Raw genomic sequence first — 18,489 nt, 5'->3', positions numbered from 1 at the left:
CCTGTATGCCGGTCCTAATCCTGTTTTTTTGCCTGTTTGGCAAGGGGGTGATGCGTTTGGACCAGCTGATGAAGGCGTTCTTCCAGCACATGTGTGTAGATTTGTGTCGTCGAAATGTCCGAATGGCCGAGAAGTTCCTGCACCACGCGCAGGTCCGCGCCGTTGGCGAGAAGATGGCTCGCGAAGGCATGGCGCATCACATGCGGCGAGATCATCGAAGGTGTCAGGCCGGCCCGGATGGCAAGGTCCTTGAGATCGCGCGCAAAAACCTGACGCGGCAGATAGCCCTGCCTGGAAGCGGCGGGGAAAAGCCACGGACTTTCGGGGGCAGGGTTCTTAGCGTTTGCCGCAATCTCGGCCTGCAGGCGCCCATAGCTTTTCAGCGCCGAAATGGCCGACTGCGACAGCGGTACCAGCCGCTCCTTGTTGCCTTTGCCGCGGATCATCAGGAAGCGGCCTTCCTGATCCAGCACCTTCGCCGGCAGAGAGATGAGCTCGCTCACACGCATGCCGGTGGCATAGAGCATTTCCAGGAGCACCAGCATGCGCAGGCGCTGCAGCCGGTCCGGTCCGTCGGCCGCGGCCTCCTCCTCAGCCTGGCTCAGAAGCCTCGTCACTTCGTCGACGCCCATCGTCTTCGGAAGGGCGCGGCCCTTCTTGGGAGCATCGAGGATCCCCGTCGGGTCGTCCGTGCGCAGACCTTCAGCATAGAGGAACTTATAGAATTGCCGCATGGCAGAGAGCCGGCGTGCCTGGGAGGACGGTTTGAAGCCCTGGCTCGACAGGTTGGAAAGATAGGCTCCCAGGTCGCTGGAGCTGGCTTCCGTCAGGCGGACTCCTTGCCCGGATAGGAATGAATGAAGATCGTCGAGATCACGCTCGTAGGATTGCAGCGTGTTGACGGCAGCACCCCGCTCGGCGCTCATCATTTCCAGAAAGGCTTCCAGATGCACTCGCCCCAGATCTCTCTTGCCCGCTCGTACATTTTCGGCTTGCGCGCTCATGGTTTCAGCGAGCCTGTCGTCGGAGGATTGAGGCGTTCGGGGGCAATGCGGATCGTCACATCACGTGGCTGGGGATCGACGAAGAGCACCAGAGCCCACATTGCTCCATATATCGATCCGGCGATGACCGCGCAGATGACAAGGAAGCGAAATAGGGTTGGCATTCGAAAACTCTCCTTCGCCGTTCATTGGCGCGGCGATGCGCAATAATTATGTCCTTCAAGGGTTAGCTGAAGGATATTGCAGACATGTTTACGATAGCGGCGTCTTGACGCTACCGGTGCATTTGACGATACCGTTTCCAAAGAAATTGTGAATGGGCCGATGAGTGAACAAGTCCTGACCCTTGCCGAGAGCCTTAAAGACAGGGCGCGTGCTGCGCTCGGTCAGCGCAATCTCGTCTTCGTGGGATTGATGGGAGCAGGAAAATCCTCGATCGGCCGGCCAGTCGCGCAGCAGCTCGGCCTTCCCTTCGTCGATACGGATATCGAGATTGAGCGCGTGTCGCGCATGACGATCGCCGAACTGTTTGCCGCCTATGGCGAGCAGGAGTTCCGGGCGCTGGAAACGCGTGTCATCAAGCGGCTGCTCAAGGGCGGCCCGCGTGTCGTCTCGACCGGCGGCGGCGCGTTCATCAACGAAAGCACGCGGCTGCATGTCAAACGCGGCAGCCTTTCCGTCTGGCTGAAGGCCGACCTCGACGTCTTGTGGGACCGCGTCAACAAGCGCGACACACGGCCGTTGCTGAAGACCGAGAATCCGAAACAGACCCTCGAGAACCTGATGAATGCGCGCTATCCGATCTATGCGGAAGCCGATATCACGGTTCTCTCCCGCGACGTAAGCAAGGATATCATGGTCAGGGAAGTCCTTGCCGCGATTGCCGAGGGAAAGAAAGCAGAAGGCAGAATACCATGAATGCGATCATACCGGCTTCCGCTGAGCGTCTCGTGCGCGTGCCTCTCGGCGAGCGTGCCTATGACATCCTGATCGGCCCCGGCCTGATCGCGCGTGCGGGCCAAGAGATCGCAGCCCGGCTGAAGGGGCGCAAGGCCGCCGTCATCACCGATGAAAATGTCGCGCCGCTTTACCTCGATGCTTTGGTTGCGAGCCTTGAAGCGGCCGGTATCCAGGCTTCCAGCCTCGTTTTGCCCGCCGGTGAAAAGACAAAAAGCTTCGAGCATCTGATTACCGTTTGCGATGCGGTGCTGACGGCGCGTGTGGAGCGCAACGATGCGGTGATCGCACTTGGCGGTGGCGTCATCGGTGATCTCTCCGGCTTTGCTGCCGGCATCGTGCGCCGCGGCGTTCGTTTCGTCCAGATTCCGACCTCGCTTCTGTCGCAAGTGGATTCGTCCGTCGGCGGCAAGACCGGCATCAACACCCATCATGGCAAGAACCTGGTCGGCGTCTTCCACCAGCCTGATCTCGTCCTTGCCGATACCGATGTGCTGAATACGCTGAGCGAGCGTGAATTTCGCGCCGGCTATGCCGAAGTCGCCAAATATGGCCTGATCGACAAGCCGGATTTCTTCGCCTGGCTGGAAGCCAATTGGAAGGATGTCTTCTCGGGTGGCGCCGCTCGCATCGAGGCGATTGCCGCCAGCTGCCAGGCAAAGTCCGATGTCGTCGTTGCCGACGAACGCGAAAACGGCCCGCGTGCGCTGCTCAATCTCGGCCATACCTTCGGCCACGCGCTGGAAGCCGCCATTGCCTATGACAGCCGCCGGCTGGTGCATGGCGAGGGTGTTGCGATCGGCATGGTGCTGGCGCATGAATTTTCCGCGCGCCTCAATCTGGCAAGCCCGGATGATGCCAAGCGTGTCGAGGCGCATTTGAAGGCCGTGGGCCTGCCAACGCGGATGGGCGATATTCCGGGCGAGCTGCCGCCGGCCGAAGCGCTGATGGATGCGATCGCGCAGGACAAGAAGGTCAAAAGCGGCAAGCTCACCTTCATCCTCACGCGTGGCATCGGTCAGTCCTTCGTTGCGGACGATGTACCGTCTTCCGAAGTCCTGAGTTTCCTGAAGGAAAAACATCCCTGATGACCGTCGAGGGCACGCTGGCTGTTTTGTGGGAATATTGGCCCGAGATTATATCGATCGTGGCCCTGGTGCTGCTTTCCGCCTTCTTTGCCGGCTCGGAGACGGCGCTGACGGCGGCTTCGCGCAGCCGTATTCATACATTGGAAGCCAACGGCGACAGGCGTGCCGGCATCGTGCGGCTCTTGATAGAACGTCGCGACCGATTGATCGGCGCGCTGCTGATCGGCAACAATCTCGCCAATATTCTGTCGTCCTCGCTTGCGACCAGCGTGTTCCTGGGTCTGTTCGGCAATTCCGGCGTGGCGATCGCCACTGCCGCCATGACCGTCATCCTCGTGATTTTCGCGGAGGTTCTGCCGAAGAGCTGGGCCATTGCGACGCCGGATCGCTTCGCGCTGAATGTCGCCAGTGCGATACGCCTTTTCGTCATCGTCGTTGGGCCCGTGTCGAGCGTCGTCAATGCCATCGTGCGCCAGATCCTGGGCATTTTCGGCGTCAATCTCTCGCGGGAAGTGTCGATGCTGTCGGCGCATGAGGAGTTGCGCGGCGCCGTGGATCTGCTCCACCGCGAGGGTTCCGTGGTCAAGGCCGACCGCGACCGTCTGGGCGGCGTTCTCGATCTCGGCGAGCTGGAACTGTCAGACATCATGGTTCACCGCACGGCAATGCGCGCCATCAATGCCGATGATCCGCCAGAAGTGGTCGTGCGTGCGATCCTCGACAGTCCGTATACGCGCATGCCGCTCTGGCGTGGCACCATCGACAACATCATCGGCGTCGTACATGCCAAGGATCTGCTGCGGGCGCTGGCGGAACGCAATGTCGAGCCGGAAAATCTCGATATCGTCAAGATCGCGCAAAAGCCCTGGTTCGTGCCCGACAGCACCAATCTCGAGGACCAGCTCAACGCCTTCCTGCGCCGCAAGCAGCATTTCGCCGTCGTCGTCGACGAATATGGCGAGGTGCAGGGCATCGTCACACTGGAGGATATTCTGGAAGAGATCGTCGGCGACATCGCCGATGAGCACGATCTGGATATCCAGGGCGTGCGGCAGGAGGCCGACGGCTCGATCGTTGTTGACGGAGTCGTGCCGATTCGCGACCTGAACCGCGCGCTCGACTGGGATTTGCCCGACGAAGAGGCGACGACGATTGCCGGCCTCGTCATCCACGAATCGATGACCATCCCTGAAGAACGGCAGGCCTTCACGTTCTACGGCAAGCGCTTCATCGTCATGAAGCGCGAAAAGAACCGCATCACCAAGCTGCGCATCCGTCCCGCGGAGGCGGAAGAGGCGAAGCCGGCTTAAGGCGTCCCCAGCGCCCTACCAGCGCACCGTCTCTCCCGGAGCTGCCGGCTCTACCGCCAGCGCGTGCAGCCCCGCCTCCAGTTCCGGCTTCAATAACTCGTTGATCGCCCTGTGGCGCGCGAGGCGGGGCATGCCGGAAAACTTGGCGGACACGATGCGAACTCTTATATGAGTTTCGCCCGTCCCGATCATGTCGGGTTGATGACCCGCATGCAGGTGGCTCTCGTTGATGACGGCAAGGCGCTCGGGCGCGAAGGCATCGGTGAGCTTCCGCTCAATGCGGGATTGCAGTGTCGTTTCCATATTCCCGCGTCGACCTCGCTTGCGAAAAAAGGCTCCCACAAAGCCTATAACATTCCTGTTTGTCAATTCTTGTTGTGGGGTATCCAAGGCCCCATAATTAGGACGCCATGAGACTTGATTCAAAATATTTCGATCGCATCCGCACCCGCCGCAAGCGCGCGCAGGAGCCCGAACAGGGTCCGCCGACGTGCCAGTGGGACGGCTGCGACAAGCACGGTACGCATCGCGCCCCGGTGGGGCGCAATGCGGAAGGGCAGTTCTTTTTGTTCTGCTTCGAGCACGTCAAGGAATACAATAAGGGCTACAATTATTTCTCCGGCCTCTCGGACGGGGAAATCGCGCGCTATCAGAAGGAAGCCATCACCGGCCACCGTCCGACCTGGACCGTGGGCGTGAACAAGGCTGCCAGGAATAGCCCGCTTCATTCCGATATCCGCTCGGGCGCCTATTCCCGCGTTCGCGACCCCTTCGGCTTCGTTAGGGAAGGCGAGGGCCAAGGTCGCGGCCCGCGTTTTCCGCAGCAGCGCAAGCTGAAAACGCTGGAGGCGAAAGCCTTCGACACCATGGGTCTCGGCGCCAATGCCTCGGCTCCGGAAATCAAGCGACGCTACAAGGAATTGGTGAAAATGCACCATCCCGACGCCAATGGCGGCGACCGCGGCTCGGAAGAGCGCTTCCGCGCAGTGATTCAGGCCTATCAATTATTGAAGCAGAACGGTTTTTGTTAATTCCCGTCCTTGCTCTCCGCCTTCAATCAGGTATGGTCCAAATCGGCTGAAGCTGCGGGCAACCGCGGGAGGGTGCGCATTTGGCTGGCTGCACCTCGGTCAACTTTCCGGACGCGGCGTTTCTTGTCCGGGGACTCTGTTCAAGGATGCTCGCAAGCGATCATATTATCGCGCCGAGATTTTGCTTTAGTCCCGGAGAAGTATCGCCGCTGTTCCGACCGGACGGATGCGGGCAACAAGCTGCGGCGTTTCGGATAAATCGGCTGAGTTTGATATGGCAGGGTGAGAGCCACCCGCCCTGGAGACATGATGAGCAAGATTGACCTTGATATTTCCGAGATCCCCGATACCACAGTTTCGGTCCGTGAAGTCTTCGGCATTGATTCCGACATCCGCGTGCCCGCTTACAGCCAGGGCAGTGCCTACGTGCCCGATCTCGACACGGACTATCTCTTCGACCGCGAGACCACGCTCGCCATCCTCGCGGGCTTCGCTCACAATCGCCGTGTGATGATCTCGGGCTATCACGGCACCGGCAAGTCCTCCCATATCGAGCAGGTCGCCGCGCGCCTCAACTGGCCTTGCGTGCGCATCAACCTCGACAGCCACGTCAGCCGTATCGATCTCGTCGGCAAGGATGCGATTGTCGTCAAGGATGGCCTGCAGGTCACCGAATTCAAGGACGGCATCCTGCCCTGGGCCTATCAGCACAATGTCGCGCTCGTCTTCGACGAATATGACGCCGGCCGCCCGGATGTCATGTTCGTCATCCAGCGTGTGCTGGAATCCTCGGGCCGCCTGACCCTGCTCGACCAGAGCCGCGTCATCCGTCCTCACCCGGCCTTCCGCCTGTTCGCAACCGCCAACACCATCGGTCTTGGCGACACGACCGGCCTCTATCACGGTACGCAGCAGATCAACCAGGCGCAGATGGACCGCTGGTCGATCGTGACGACGCTGAACTACCTGCCGCACAACAATGAAGTCGATATCGTGCTGGCGAAGGTGAAGTCCTTCCGCAGCGACAAGGGCCGCGACACCGTCTCCAAGATGGTCCGCGTTGCCGACCTGACGCGCGCCGCCTTCATGAATGGCGATCTGTCGACCGTCATGAGCCCGCGTACCGTCATCACCTGGGCCGAAAATGCGGAAATCTTCGGCGATGTCGCCTTTGCTTTCCGCGTCACCTTCCTCAACAAGTGTGATGAGCTGGAACGGCCGCTGGTCGCCGAGCACTATCAGCGCGCGTTCGGCGTCGAGCTGAAGGAAAGTGCCGCCAACATCGTGCTCGAAGCCTAGAACATTTCCGCTTTTCTTCGAATTGCGAAAACGTTCTATCTTTTTGTTTTGACGCAATTCCGGATAGAAAAATGCTATGCATTTTTCCTGGAATTGCTTTAGGGAAAAGCCGATACATCATGTCAGGTCGCGGAGATAATTCCAAAGCGAAGCCGGGCGCCCCGGTGGACATGGAGCCGTTGCGCCGGGCGATCACCGGCTGTGTCCGCTCGATCGCCGGCGATGCCGAGGTCGAGGTGGCTTTTGCCAATGAACGCCCGGGTATGACCGGCGAGCGCATCCGCTTGCCGGAGCTTTCGAAGCGGCCGACAGCCCATGAGCTCGCGGTGACGCGCGGCCTTGGCGATTCGATGGCCCTGCGGCTTGCCTGTCACGATGCCCGCGTGCATGCCGTCATGGCGCCGCAAGGCGCGGACGCCCGCTCGATCTTCGATGCTGTGGAGCAGGCGCGTGTCGAATCGATCGGCTCGCTGCGCATGAGCGGTGTTGCCGCCAACCTCAGCTCCATGAATACGGAGAAATACGCCAAGGCGAATTTCTCCGGCATCGAACGGCGCGAGGATGCGCCGATCGGTGAAGCCATGGCGATGATCGTGCGCGAGAAGCTGACCGGCCAGAAGCCGCCGGAAACTGCCGGCAAGGTGCTCGATCTCTGGCGCCCCTTCATCGAGGAAAAGACCGGCGGTCAACTCGACAATCTGCTGTCTGCCATCAACGACCAGCAGAGCTTCGCCCGTGTCGTCCGCAACATGCTGACGGCTATGGAAATGGCCGAGGAGTATGGCGACGAGCAGTCGGAACCCGATAGCGACGACCAGCAGAGCGAAGAGGACAAGCCGAGCGGCGAGGATCAGAACGACGACGACGTCAAGGAAGACGAAGGCGCCGACGCCGCCCCAGCCGAAGATAGCGAAGCTTCCGACGAGCAGATGGAAGACGGTGCGACCGAAGACGGCGGCGAGATCTCCGACGACGATATGAGCGAAGAGGGCGAGGAAGATTCGGAAACGCCGGGCGAGACCCGACGTCCGAACACGCCTTTCGCCGACTTCAACGAGAAGGTCGACTACCACGTCTATACGGAGGAGTTCGACGAGACCACGACGGCGCAGGAGCTGTGCGACGTGGCCGAACTCGAGCGCCTGCGTGCCTTCCTCGACAAGCAGCTTGCCCATCTGCAGGGCGCCGTGGGCCGGCTCGCCAACCGCCTGCAGCGCCGTCTGATGGCGCAGCAGAATCGCTCCTGGGACTTTGATCTGGAAGAGGGCTATCTCGATCCGGCACGCCTACCGCGGCTGATCATCGATCCGATGCAGGCGCTGTCCTTCAAGATGGAGCGCGATACGCAGTTCCGCGACACGGTGGTGACGCTGCTGATCGACAATTCCGGCTCGATGCGCGGTCGTCCGATCACGGTTGCCGCCTCCTGTGCCGATATTCTGGCCCGCACGCTGGAGCGCTGCGGTGTGAAGGTCGAGATTCTCGGCTTTACCACCAAGGCGTGGAAGGGCGGCCAAGCGCGTGAAAAGTGGCTGGCCAGCGGCAAGCCGCAAACGCCGGGCCGGTTGAACGACCTGCGCCACATCATCTACAAGTCCGCGGACGAGCCCTATCGACGGTCTCGCAGTAACCTCGGTCTGATGATGCGCGAAGGCCTGCTCAAGGAAAACATCGACGGCGAAGCGCTGATCTGGGCGCATAACCGCCTGCTCGGACGCCGAGAACAACGCCGCATCCTGATGATGATCTCGGATGGTGCGCCGGTCGATGATTCCACGCTGTCGGTCAACCCGGGCAATTATCTGGAGCGGCATTTGCGCGCCGTCATCGACCAGATCGAGACGCGCTCGCCGGTGGAATTGCTTGCCATCGGTATTGGCCATGATGTCACGCGCTACTATCGCCGCGCCGTCACCATCGTCGATGCCGACGAACTGGCCGGCGCCATGACAGAGCAGCTTGCCTCGCTTTTCGAGGATCAGACGAGCATGCCGCGCTCGCGCATGCGCCGCGCCAGCTGAGCCCGCTGTGGCGCTTATCGGCATCGGCCTTATGGCCGGTGTCTTTTTCGGACGAGATCGCCGGTTCGCGACGCCGGCCGGTTGCCGCGAAATCCGTGTGTTTCATTGCGATGGTCGCGGGCCTGCTTTCGGGCTGCGGTTCCGGAAATGACACCGACGAGCGTGGCAAGGCGGCAATTCAGGCCCAGGTCATTTCCACCTTCAAACGAGGCTCGGATCAAACGCGCTTCGGCGCGCTGGAATTTCTCGGCGGTCTTGAGTTCAGCTCGGACAATGCGCTTCTCGGCGCTGTTTCGGCCATTCGTTTTCGTGACGATCAGCGGCGTTTCATTTCGGTGCTGGATACCGGCCACTGGTTCACCGGCACCATCGAACGCGACCAGGAGGGGCGGCTGAAGGGGATCAGCGATGCGCGGATTGCGCCTATGATCGACCCCTTCGGCGAGACGGATGCGGGCGATGGGGTCATGGATGCCGAAGGCTTGGCGCTGCGCGGCAATCACGTCCTCGTCAGCTACGAACAATATCACCGCGTCGATGCCTATCCCGATCCAGGCTTTGAGATTTCGCCGCCCGATGGCAGCATGCCCGTTCCTATCCCGAGATGGGAACTGCGGTCCAATCGCAGCCTCGAGGCACTGATGATCGCGCCGCAGTCGAGCCCGCTTGCCGGCGGGGCTGTCATCGTCGCCGAAGACAGTCTGGACGATCAGGGTAATCTGTTCGCCGCCGTTCTGGACGGGCCGCTTCAGGGGCGCTTCACCGTGAGGCGCCATGGCGGCTTCAATGTCAGCGACGGCGTCTTTCTGCCTGATGGCGATCTATTGCTGCTGGAGCGGCGCTTCGGGCTGATCCATGGCCTCGGCGTGCGTATCCGCCGCATCGTGGGTGCTCACATCAAGCCGGGCGCTGTCGTGGACGGCAAGGTGATTTTCGTGGCTGGCTCGGGAGATCAGATCGACAATATGGAGGGTCTCGATGTCTTCCGCGCGACCGATGGTTCCCTGCATCTTGTCATGGTCTCGGATGACAATCATTCGATTCTGCAGCGCAGCCTGATGCTGGAGTTCAAGCTGCATGATGACAATATCGTCAGCCAGAATTGAAGCAGCTAGCAGCCTGTTGTGGTTCATTCTTCTTTCGCTGGGAAATGGTGCCGCTCGCCATACTGCGTCGCGCAGCGGACCATTCGGCTGTCAGGCGGTTGGCGCCTGCGACATCGGCTTCAGCATGTTCATCAGCGCGCCATAGGGCAGCAGCATCACGAGGCCGACGGTCACCTTGACTGAGAAATCGCCGATCGCCCAGGATACCCAGCGCGGGGCCGAGGTGGAGAAAGCGCCGAGGATCGGAGCCCAATCGATCGCGAAGGGATCGTTCGGGCCGAAGAAGACGAAGAAGGGCGCGAAGGCGAAGGAGAAAAAGATCAGAGTGTCCAGCATCGAGCCGATGAGCGAACCGAACAGCGGCGCGCGCCACCAGGCCATGCGGCGCAGGCGGTTGAAGACCGAGATGTCGAGCAGCTGGCCGGCAAGATAGGCCGAACCGGAGGCGACCGCGATGCGCGGCTGGGCCGTGTAGAACGACAGCGCGACACCGACGACGAAGCCGGCAAAGACGACCTTGCGCGCGGCCTTGGGGCCGAACTGGCGGTTGGTCAGATCGGTGATGAGGAAGGCGACTGGATAGGTGAAGGCACCCCAGGTGAGGATATCCGCGAGATTGATGCCGGCGAGGCTGACCTGCAGCGGATACTGCACGAGGATGTTGGAAGCGACGACGACCAGCGTCATCAGCAGAACGTAGATAAGGGTATGACGTATCGTCAGCATTTTTTTATCCTGGGAGATGCCACCAGTTGAAAGAAACCGGACATGGAAAAAGGCTTGTCCGGATATGATCCGTGCAAGCCTCTTAGCCGGTATGAAATCGCGAAATGCTAGCGCTGCTTAGGCAGCAACGGCAGCTTCAGCGGACTTCTTGACGATCTGGCGACGCAGCAGGCGAGCGCGCATGCTGAGTTCGTTTTCGCTTGCCTTCAAGAGGAAAGCGTCCAGACCACCGCGATGCTCGACCGAACGCAGCGCTGCAGCGGAAACGCGCAGGCGATAGCGCTGGCCGAGAACGTCGGAAATCAGCGTGACCTGGCAGAGGTTCGGCAGGAACCGACGCTTGGTCTTGTTGTTGGCGTGGCTAACGTTGTTGCCCACGAGGACGGCCTTGCCGGTCAATTCGCACATGCGGGACATGGTACACCTACTTTTGTTTTTCTCGGCCATCGGATAGACATACCGGGCAAAACCCGGCGCGCAATCCAACAGGCCATAATTGGAAAGTTGCGGTTCTATAGTCAGAGAGGCTGGCCGCGTCAAGCCAAACCTTGTGTTTTCCCGCAATTCCGTCAAAAAGCTGCTGTTGTCTGACGCTCGCAGCAGGCGAGCAAAGCAACTATATAACTTGCCTGATCCTCGTTGAAGGCCCTGATCATGGTTCAAATTCGGAAGTGGCTTATCATTTCAGCGATCGTCGCGTCGATGCCGTCGATGGCGTTGGCCGATGTGCTGCGGCATGAAACGCGCTATCGCGTTTCGCTGGCCGGCCTGCCGATCGCCAGGGCGGATTTCAAGACCGAGGTCACGGGCAAACAATTCACCATTCGCGGCGATATCACCTCGGCTGGCCTTGCGGATCTCGTCACGTCGATCGATGCGAAGACCGATGTGACTGGGGTCGTCAACGACAGTAAGCTGCAGGCGACCCACTACACGCTCTTCTACAAGAGCGGGAAGAAAGAGCGCACCTATGATGTCGCCTATACCAACGGCAATGTGACGTCGAATACGATCACGCCCGAGCCGAAGCGTCCGGACACCTGGGTCCCCATCACGGAAAGCGACTTGAAGTCCGTGCTCGATCCGATATCGGGCATGATCTTCCCGATCACGCCCAGCCTCAACCTCTGCAACCAGACGCTGGCCGTCTTCGATGGCGAGATGCGCATGGATCTGAAGCTGTCGCCAAAGGGATCGCATCCCTTCTCGACTGATGGCTTCAAGGGCAAGACCATCGCCTGTGGCGTGCGTTTCACGCCGAAGAGCGGCTACAAGAGCACCCGCAAGGATTATCTCTACCTCGCCAAGAGCGACAATATGGAGATCTGGTTCGCCAAGGCGGATACGATGAATGTCTATGCCCCGGTCTACGTCCGCATCCCGACGCAATACGGAACGGTGACGATTACGGCCGTAAAATACGGCAGCTAGACCGGCTGCTGTTTTCACGGAAACGCTTGACGATTCTCGCGGTTGTTTCTACGCAATTCCACGAAAATTGCTGTGTATTTTCGTGGAATTGCTTTGGCGGGCTGGGAACGTCCGCGGCGATAAGCTGGGGGCAGGGATGAAATTTCGCGCGACGTTGACAGGCTTTTCAGCCATTCTGATGTGGTCGTTTCTGGCGCTTTTGACTGTCGCCTCCGGCAAGATGCCGCCCTTTCAGCTGCTCGCCATCTGCTTTGCCATCGGCAGCATTCCCGGCATTGTGGTTCTGTTGCTGCGGCCGGAGCGTTTGCAGCTCCTGCGCCAGCCCGCCAAGGTCTGGATAACAGGCATTGCCGGCCTGTTCGGCTATCACTTCCTCTATTTCACGGCATTGCGCCATGCGCCGGCCGTGGAGGCAGGGCTGATTGCCTATCTCTGGCCGCTGCTGATCGTCGTCGGTTCGGCGTTGCTGCCCGGCGAGCGGCTGCGTTGGTATCACATCGTCGGCGCGCTGATGGGGCTGGCGGGTACGGTTCTGATCGTCGGCCGCAACGGCTTTCATTTCGAAGGCGCCTATGCCGTCGGCTATGGCGCGGCGTTTCTCTGTGCCTTCACCTGGTCGGGCTATTCCTTGATAACGCGCCGCTTCGAGGCCGTTTCCACCGATGTCGTCACCATCTTCTGCCTTGTGACATCGATTCTCTCCTTTTTCTGCCACCTTGGCCTGGAGGAGACCATCTGGCCTGAGAGCGTGCCCCAATGGATCGCCGTGCTTGGATTGGGTCTTTTTCCCGTCGGCGCGGCTTTTTATGCCTGGGATTACGGCGTCAAGAACGGTGATATCCAGATCCTCGGCGCGGCAAGCTATGCCGCACCGCTGCTCTCGACGCTGATCCTGACGTTGTTCGGTTTTGCCGAGCCGAGCTGGGGCATTGCGCTTGCTTGCCTGCTCGTGACGGGAGGTGCGGTGCTGGCCGCCCATCGCATGATCCTGCGCCGGGATGATGTCGTGCGGACGCAGGCGGAAGCGGCGGAATAGCTCCGCCGCCCTCGCTGCCGTTTATTTCTTGAAGACTTTTTCCAGGAAGGCCGCGAGCGACGGCCGCCAGACATCCATCTCATGCTGGAGGTCGGGGTATTCATGGTATTCGTGCTTGATCTTCTTGGCGTCGAGCGTCGCCTTCAAGCCGGCTACGTCCTTGCCGACGACCTGATCCTTGCTGCCGACGGTCACTGTGAAATTATGCAGCGCCTTGTTGATCTTTTCCGGTTCGCTCAGCACGGCATCTACCGCCTTGTTCGGAACGGTCGTCGTGCTGACGCCGCTGAAGGTTGCGACCCAGCCGAAGGTATCCAGATGTGAAAGGCCGGATACGAGAGCCTGATAGCCGCCCTGCGACAAGCCGGCAACGGCGCGGCCGCTCGCCTCGTTCCGCACCCGATAATGCTTCTTCATGTAGGGGATAAGGTCTTCCGTCAGCTCACGATCGGCCGCCTCGGCATTGGCCGGATAGAAATTCGCGCGACGATCGGCGGCCGGGAAGTTTTCGGCGATCGCATTCGGTACGTCGGTTTCCGTATCGGGAATGACGACGATCATCGGCTCGATCTTCTTTTCGGCAAGGAGATTGTCGAGGATCTGTGGCGCGCGGCCCTGGAGCACCCAGGACCCCACGGTATCGCCGAAGCCGTGATAGAGGTAGAGCACCGGCAGCGGCTTGGAGGAATCGGTGTAGCCGGGCGGCGTGTAGACATACATCTGCCGTTCCGAATCGAGCGCCTTGGAATGCAGGGTCACCAGCCGCAGGTCGCCATGCGGCACGTTGCGGATATCAAGAATGCTGCCGGGCACCAGGATGAGGCTGGTATTGACCTGCCGTTGCGGCTTCGGCGCATTGGTGCCGGTGTCGACGCTGCGGAAGCCGTCGACGTTGAAGTAATATTCGTAGAGGTTCGGCTTCAGCACCTCCGTCTTCGCGCTCCATGTGCCATCGTCGCTGCGTTGCATGGCGAGGGGATCGCGCGAGCCCAAAGTGACGGAAACCGCTTTTGCCGCCGGCGCATAGAGGCGGAAGGTGATAGACCCATCCTTCTCTACCGCGGTCACGAAGTTTTTCAGTGGCTTGTCGGCCGGCGGCGAGGCCGGAGCATCAAGGGCAAAGACAGGGGCGCTCATGACGCAGCCTGCTGCGACGAGCAAAGGAAACAACAAACGCACGAAAAAACCTCCTCCAGATGAATCAATTTTCACTTTCCCCGTGTAAAGCTGACACAGCGCGTCGCTTTTTCAAGACCGTCGCTGCGCGCTGTCTGGCCGCATCCTGCGTGATGTCAATGAAAGGTAGAAAAGGGTCAGTCTGAGGCCGGCTTCCAGTCAGGCGGCGCCATCTCGAAGCTCGAAAATTCGAAGCCGGGAGAGACCGTGCAGCCGACGAGCGTGAATTGCCCGAGGCTTTCGGCCGATTGCCACCAGTTGGCCGGAATGATCGCCTGCGGGCGCTCGCCCTTTGCCAGATCCATGCCGAGAACGAGTTTTTCACTCGCCTTGCCGTCGGCCGAGCGATGCAAAGCAAGGGGGGCGCCGGCATAGTAGTGCCAGACCTCGGCGGCGTCGTGCACCCGATGCCAGTGCGAGCGCTCGCCCGCCTCCAGCAGATAGTAGATGGCGGTGGAGTGGCCTCTCGTGCCGCCGTTCTCGTCGCGAAACGTCTGCACGTACCAGCCGCCTTCCGGATGCCGCTGCATGGAAAGCGTTTCGATGATCTCTTTTGCCTGCATCAGAAATTGTCCTTGCGCTTGCGGATCTCGGCGAAGACTTCTTCGTTGCTGCGGCTTTCCATCAGCAGATGGCGGCGGATTGCCGGATCGGCGGCGCGCAGGAACGGGTTCGTTTCCTTCTCAAGCGCCAATGTCGTCGGGATGGTGAACTTACCCTCCGCTCTCAATGCCTCGATATCGGCGGCGCGCGCCTTCAGCCGCTCGTTGTCGGGATCGATGGTCAGCGCGAAACGGGCATTGGAGAGCGTGTATTCATGGCCGAAATAGACGGCCGTTTCGTCCGGCAGCACGGCGAGCTTCTGCAGCGAGGCCCACATATCCGCTGCCGGCCGTTCGAACAGGCGGCCGCAGCCGAGCGCGAACAGGGTGTCGGCGGCAAAAAGCAGCTTGTCGTCGGCAAAGTGATAGCAGACGTGACCAGCGGTGTGGCCCGGCGTTTCGATGACATTGACCGTATGGCCGGCGAACTCGAACGTATCCCCATCAGCAACGGCGCGATCGAGGCCGGGAATGGCGACGGCCTCGTTGATCGGTCCGATGATCTCGCAGCCGAACTGCTCCTTCAGCGCCAGATTGCCCTCGACATGATCGGTGTGGTGATGGGTCGTCAGGATGTGGCTGATCGTCCAGCCGCGCCGATCGGCGGCCTTCAGGATCGCATCCGCTTCGGGAGCGTCGATCGATGCCGTCAATCCGGTTTCGGGATCATGGACCAAGACGCCGTAATTGTCGGAACGGCAGATAAAAATCTCTAATTCCAATGGTTTCATGATCGAAATCGTCCTCATCTTTTCCGTGAGTAGAGAATGTAAGCCGTTCGGCCTTGAAGTCCAACGTTCGGCTGATAACATTTGTTTCGATGCATACCGATATTGTCGATCTCCGCCAGTTTTATCATTCCGAGCTTGGTCGCTTGGCGGAGCAGTCGATTGCCATGGCGCTTTCTTCCATCTGGGCACGTATGCCGGAGGAGCGGCTCGTCGGCCTTGGCTATGCCGTGCCCTATCTCGATCGTTTTCGTGCCGATACCGAACGCACTTTCGCCTTCATGCCGGCGGGGCAGGGCGCGGTGAACTGGCCTATGGGGTCGGCCTCGGCGACAGCATTGATCTTCGATGAGGAATTGCCGCTGCCCGACAGTTCGATCGACCGCGTGCTGATGGTGCATTCTCTGGAGTTCGCTGAAAGCCCGCGCGAGACGCTGAAAGAGCTTTGGCGCGTTCTGGCGCCCGGCGGCCGGCTTGTTATTGTCGTGCCGAACCGAACCGGCGTGTGGGCGCGCATGGAGCATACGCCGTTCGGCTCCGGCCGGCCCTATTCGCGCGGCCAGCTGACGTCGCTGCTGCGCGAAACAAACTTCACGCCCGGCGCGACCGCCGAAGCGCTGTTCTTTCCGCCCTCGAAGCTGCGCACCGTGCTGCGGCTGCGCCGCGCATTCGAGCGGGTTGGCCGCACCCTGTGGCCAGCGTTTTCCGGCGTCATCATCGTCGAGGCGCAGAAACGGCTTTATCAGGGCCTGCCCGTTGCCGTTCGTGCCTCGCGCCGCGTCTTCGTGCCGGTGCTGGCACCGCGTGGCATACCGACGACGCGCGATGGCGCGTGACGCTTTCGTCGTAGCGCCGACACTCGACAAATTTGTCAATCCGCATTAATGCGACGGGGTGTCATAAACCGGAATTTTCCGGTCTTTCCCAAGGTCGATCCCATGAGCATGGAAATGAGCAAGCCCGTCCCGCGTCCCGGCATCCTCGATATAGCCGCCTATGTGCCGGGCAAGGAGCATGCGCCGGGCGTTGCGCGCGTGTTCAAGCTATCCTCGAACGAGACGCCGCTTGGCGCCAGCCTCAAGGCCATTGAAGCCTTCCGCGGCGCTGCCGGCAATCTCGAGCGCTATCCGGATGGGCAGGCCAAGGAATTGCGCCAGGCGATCGCCGATGTGCATGGGCTGAATGTGGCCAATATCCTCTGCGGCGCCGGCTCGGACGAGTTGCTTGGCCTGCTCTGCCACACCTATCTCGGCACCGGTGACGAAGGCATCATCACCGAGCACGGCTTCCTGGTCTACAAGATCCAGATCATGGCCGCCGGCGCGACGCCGGTCACCGTCAAGGAGAAGGATTGCACCGTCGATGTCGACGCGATCCTCGCGGCCGTTACGGAAAAGACCAAGATGGTCTTCATTGCCAATCCTGGCAATCCGACTGGAACCTATGTGCCGGTAAGCGAGATCCGCCGCCTGCAGGCGAGCCTGCCGAAGCACGTCATCCTCGTGCTCGACGCGGCCTATGCGGAATATGTCCGCCGCAACGATTACGAAGCCGGCCTTGAGCTCGTTTCGGCGAACCAGAATGTCGTCATGACCCGTACCTTCTCCAAGGTCTATGGCCTGGCAGCCCTTCGTATCGGCTGGATGTACGGTCCTGTCGATATCGTCGATGCGATCAACCGCGTGCGTGCTCCGTTCAACCTGAACAGCGCCGCCATTGCCGCCGGAGCGGCTGCCATTCGCGATCAGGCCTTTACGGAAAAGGCTGTGGCACACAACACGCTCTGGATCGAGAAGATGACGGCTGCGCTCGAAGCTCTGGGCCTCAGGGTGACGCCGTCGGTTGCGAATTTCGTCCTGATCCATTTCCCCGATAGCGACGGCAAGCGTGCGGCCGAGGCCGATGACTTTCTGACGAGCCGCGGCTATATCCTGCGCGCTGTGCGCGCTTACGGCTTCCCGAATTCGCTGCGCCTGAGCATCGGTACCGAAGAGGCCAATCTCGGCGTCATCGACGCTCTGACCGAGTTTATGGGACGCAAGGCATGAGCAACATCCAGTTCGATCGCATTGCGCTGATCGGCATCGGCCTGATCGGCTCTTCCATCGCCCACGACATCAAGCGCCTCGGTATCGCAAAGGAAGTGGTGATCTCGACACGCAGCGCCGAGACGCTGAAGCGTGCCGAGGAGCTGAAGCTCGGCGACCGCTATACGCCGTCGTCGGCCGAAGCAGTGAAAGGCGCCGATCTCGTCATCGTTTCCGTGCCTGTAGGCGCCTCCGAGAGCGTCGCCAAAGAAATCGCGGCGCATCTGAAGCCGGGCGCTATCGTCACCGATGTCGGTTCGACCAAGGCGTCGGTTATTGCGCAGATGCAGCCGCATATGCCGTCCAATGTGCATTTCATTCCGGGCCATCCGCTCGCAGGTACGGAGAAATCCGGTCCGGATGCCGGTTTTCCGGGGCTGTTCAAGGGGCGCTGGTGCATCTTCACGCCAGTTCCGGGCACAGACGAGGCGGCGATCAAGACGCTGCGCACCTTCTGGGAAACCTTAGGCTCCCGCGTCGACGAGATGGATCCGGAGCATCACGACAAGGTGCTGGCGATCGTCTCGCATCTGCCGCATCTGATAGCCTATAACATCGTCGGGACCGCCGACGATCTGGAGACGGTGACCGAATCGGAAGTCATCAAATATTCCGCCTCCGGCTTCCGTGACTTCACGCGCCTCGCCGCGTCCGATCCGACCATGTGGCGCGACGTCTGTCTGCACAATCGGGATGCCATATTGGAGATGCTGTCGCGCTTCTCCGAGGATCTGGCATCGCTGCAGCGTGCCATCCGCTGGGGCGACGGCGACAAGATCTTCGAACTTTTCACCCGCACCCGCGCCATTCGCCGTTCGATCGTCGAAGCCGGCCAGGATGTCGACGTGCCTGACTTCGGCCGTCATGCGCTGGATGTGAAGGAATAG

Annotated in this window: 20 protein-coding genes; 12 read left to right on the top strand and 8 right to left on the bottom strand. The window is 60.6% G+C overall.

Features of this window, described 5'->3' with window-relative positions; translation table 11 throughout:
* Nucleotides 1-14 precede the first annotated feature (14 nt).
* Both xerD and AC13RC_RS24060 read right to left on the bottom strand, forming a co-directional pair.
* Nucleotides 15-1,004, bottom strand: coding sequence for a site-specific tyrosine recombinase XerD (gene xerD / locus AC13RC_RS24065; protein ID WP_488558640.1), 990 nt, complete (start codon nt 1,002-1,004; stop codon nt 15-17).
* A complete protein-coding gene (locus AC13RC_RS24060) occupies nt 1,001-1,168 on the bottom strand; it encodes a hypothetical protein (RefSeq protein WP_167078112.1) in 168 nt (55 codons plus the stop codon). The genes xerD and AC13RC_RS24060 overlap by 4 nt, the downstream gene beginning before the upstream one ends.
* 160 nt (nt 1,169-1,328) lie before the next feature.
* Here AC13RC_RS24060 and AC13RC_RS24055 point away from each other — a divergent pair, with 160 nt between their 5' ends.
* Genes AC13RC_RS24055 through AC13RC_RS24045 form a run of 3 tightly spaced genes read left to right on the top strand, consistent with a single transcriptional unit; the run spans nt 1,329 to nt 4,359 of the window.
* The gene (locus tag AC13RC_RS24055; RefSeq protein ID WP_488558639.1) at nt 1,329-1,922 is read left to right on the top strand and encodes a shikimate kinase; all 594 of its coding nucleotides are present in this window, start codon (nt 1,329-1,331) and stop codon (nt 1,920-1,922) included.
* Complete coding sequence (aroB, locus tag AC13RC_RS24050) at nt 1,919-3,049, top strand: 3-dehydroquinate synthase (protein WP_488558638.1); 1,131 nt, start codon at nt 1,919-1,921, stop codon at nt 3,047-3,049. The genes AC13RC_RS24055 and aroB overlap by 4 nt, the downstream gene beginning before the upstream one ends.
* Nucleotides 3,049-4,359 (top strand): HlyC/CorC family transporter, encoded by a 1,311-nt coding sequence (locus AC13RC_RS24045; RefSeq protein ID WP_488558637.1) that lies wholly within the window; start codon nt 3,049-3,051, stop codon nt 4,357-4,359. The genes aroB and AC13RC_RS24045 overlap by 1 nt, the downstream gene beginning before the upstream one ends.
* A 15-nt stretch (nt 4,360-4,374) precedes the next feature.
* Here the strand turns inward: AC13RC_RS24045 and AC13RC_RS24040 are convergent, their stop codons facing one another.
* Nucleotides 4,375-4,662: a BolA family protein gene (locus AC13RC_RS24040; RefSeq protein ID WP_488558636.1), complete on the bottom strand. Its 288-nt coding sequence runs from the start codon at nt 4,660-4,662 to the stop codon at nt 4,375-4,377.
* Nucleotides 4,663-4,769: 107 nt separating this feature from the next.
* On the opposite strand from AC13RC_RS24040, the gene AC13RC_RS24035 reads away from it, so the two are divergent.
* From AC13RC_RS24035 to AC13RC_RS24020, 4 genes are all read left to right on the top strand, one after another.
* Nucleotides 4,770-5,390 carry a J domain-containing protein gene (locus tag AC13RC_RS24035; RefSeq protein WP_069612909.1) on the top strand — a complete coding sequence of 207 codons (621 nt, stop codon included), beginning with the start codon at nt 4,770-4,772 and terminating at the stop codon, nt 5,388-5,390.
* 309 nt (nt 5,391-5,699) lie between these two features.
* Entirely contained in the window at nt 5,700-6,689 is a 990-nt protein-coding gene (gene cobS / locus AC13RC_RS24030) for a cobaltochelatase subunit CobS (RefSeq protein ID WP_488558707.1), read from the top strand.
* A gap of 119 nt (nt 6,690-6,808) precedes the next feature.
* Nucleotides 6,809-8,710 (top strand): cobaltochelatase subunit CobT, encoded by a 1,902-nt coding sequence (gene cobT / locus AC13RC_RS24025; RefSeq protein WP_488558635.1) that lies wholly within the window; start codon nt 6,809-6,811, stop codon nt 8,708-8,710.
* A 110-nt stretch (nt 8,711-8,820) separates the two neighbouring features.
* Nucleotides 8,821-9,816, top strand: coding sequence for an esterase-like activity of phytase family protein (locus AC13RC_RS24020; protein ID WP_488558706.1), 996 nt, complete (start codon nt 8,821-8,823; stop codon nt 9,814-9,816).
* Between the two features lie 90 nt (nt 9,817-9,906).
* Here the strand turns inward: AC13RC_RS24020 and AC13RC_RS24015 are convergent, their stop codons facing one another.
* Entirely contained in the window at nt 9,907-10,542 is a 636-nt protein-coding gene (locus tag AC13RC_RS24015; protein WP_488558634.1) for a queuosine precursor transporter, read from the bottom strand.
* Nucleotides 10,543-10,659: 117 nt separating this feature from the next.
* The gene (gene rpmB / locus AC13RC_RS24010) at nt 10,660-10,959 is read right to left on the bottom strand and encodes a 50S ribosomal protein L28 (protein ID WP_069612914.1); all 300 of its coding nucleotides are present in this window, start codon (nt 10,957-10,959) and stop codon (nt 10,660-10,662) included.
* A 237-nt stretch (nt 10,960-11,196) separates the two neighbouring features.
* Between rpmB and AC13RC_RS24005 the strand changes: the two genes are divergently transcribed.
* A complete protein-coding gene (locus tag AC13RC_RS24005; RefSeq protein ID WP_488558633.1) occupies nt 11,197-11,973 on the top strand; it encodes a DUF3108 domain-containing protein in 777 nt (258 codons plus the stop codon).
* A gap of 136 nt (nt 11,974-12,109) precedes the next feature.
* The gene (yddG, locus tag AC13RC_RS24000) at nt 12,110-13,009 is read left to right on the top strand and encodes an aromatic amino acid exporter YddG (protein ID WP_488558632.1); all 900 of its coding nucleotides are present in this window, start codon (nt 12,110-12,112) and stop codon (nt 13,007-13,009) included.
* 21 nt (nt 13,010-13,030) lie between these two features.
* Here the strand turns inward: yddG and AC13RC_RS23995 are convergent, their stop codons facing one another.
* The 3 genes from AC13RC_RS23995 to gloB form a co-directional block, all read right to left on the bottom strand.
* Nucleotides 13,031-14,188 (bottom strand): esterase, encoded by a 1,158-nt coding sequence (locus AC13RC_RS23995; RefSeq protein WP_488558631.1) that lies wholly within the window; start codon nt 14,186-14,188, stop codon nt 13,031-13,033.
* Between the two features lie 134 nt (nt 14,189-14,322).
* Entirely contained in the window at nt 14,323-14,748 is a 426-nt protein-coding gene (locus AC13RC_RS23990; RefSeq protein ID WP_488558630.1) for a cupin domain-containing protein, read from the bottom strand.
* Nucleotides 14,748-15,518, bottom strand: coding sequence for a hydroxyacylglutathione hydrolase (gloB, locus tag AC13RC_RS23985; RefSeq protein WP_113421404.1), 771 nt, complete (start codon nt 15,516-15,518; stop codon nt 14,748-14,750). Before gloB ends, AC13RC_RS23990 begins: the two co-directional genes overlap by 1 nt.
* 53 nt (nt 15,519-15,571) lie before the next feature.
* On the opposite strand from gloB, the gene AC13RC_RS23980 reads away from it, so the two are divergent.
* From AC13RC_RS23980 to AC13RC_RS23970, 3 genes are all read left to right on the top strand, one after another.
* The gene (locus AC13RC_RS23980) at nt 15,572-16,351 is read left to right on the top strand and encodes a class I SAM-dependent methyltransferase (RefSeq protein ID WP_069612917.1); all 780 of its coding nucleotides are present in this window, start codon (nt 15,572-15,574) and stop codon (nt 16,349-16,351) included.
* Nucleotides 16,352-16,453: 102 nt separating this feature from the next.
* Nucleotides 16,454-17,563 (top strand): histidinol-phosphate transaminase, encoded by a 1,110-nt coding sequence (hisC, locus tag AC13RC_RS23975; RefSeq protein ID WP_488558629.1) that lies wholly within the window; start codon nt 16,454-16,456, stop codon nt 17,561-17,563.
* Nucleotides 17,560-18,489: a prephenate/arogenate dehydrogenase family protein gene (locus AC13RC_RS23970; protein WP_269244493.1), complete on the top strand. Its 930-nt coding sequence runs from the start codon at nt 17,560-17,562 to the stop codon at nt 18,487-18,489. Before hisC ends, AC13RC_RS23970 begins: the two co-directional genes overlap by 4 nt.

Source organism: Martinezella sp. CNPSo 3890, assembly GCF_057784455.1.
The sequence above is the reverse complement of the archived record's forward strand: the minus strand, read 5'-3'. Positions and strand labels throughout refer to the sequence as shown.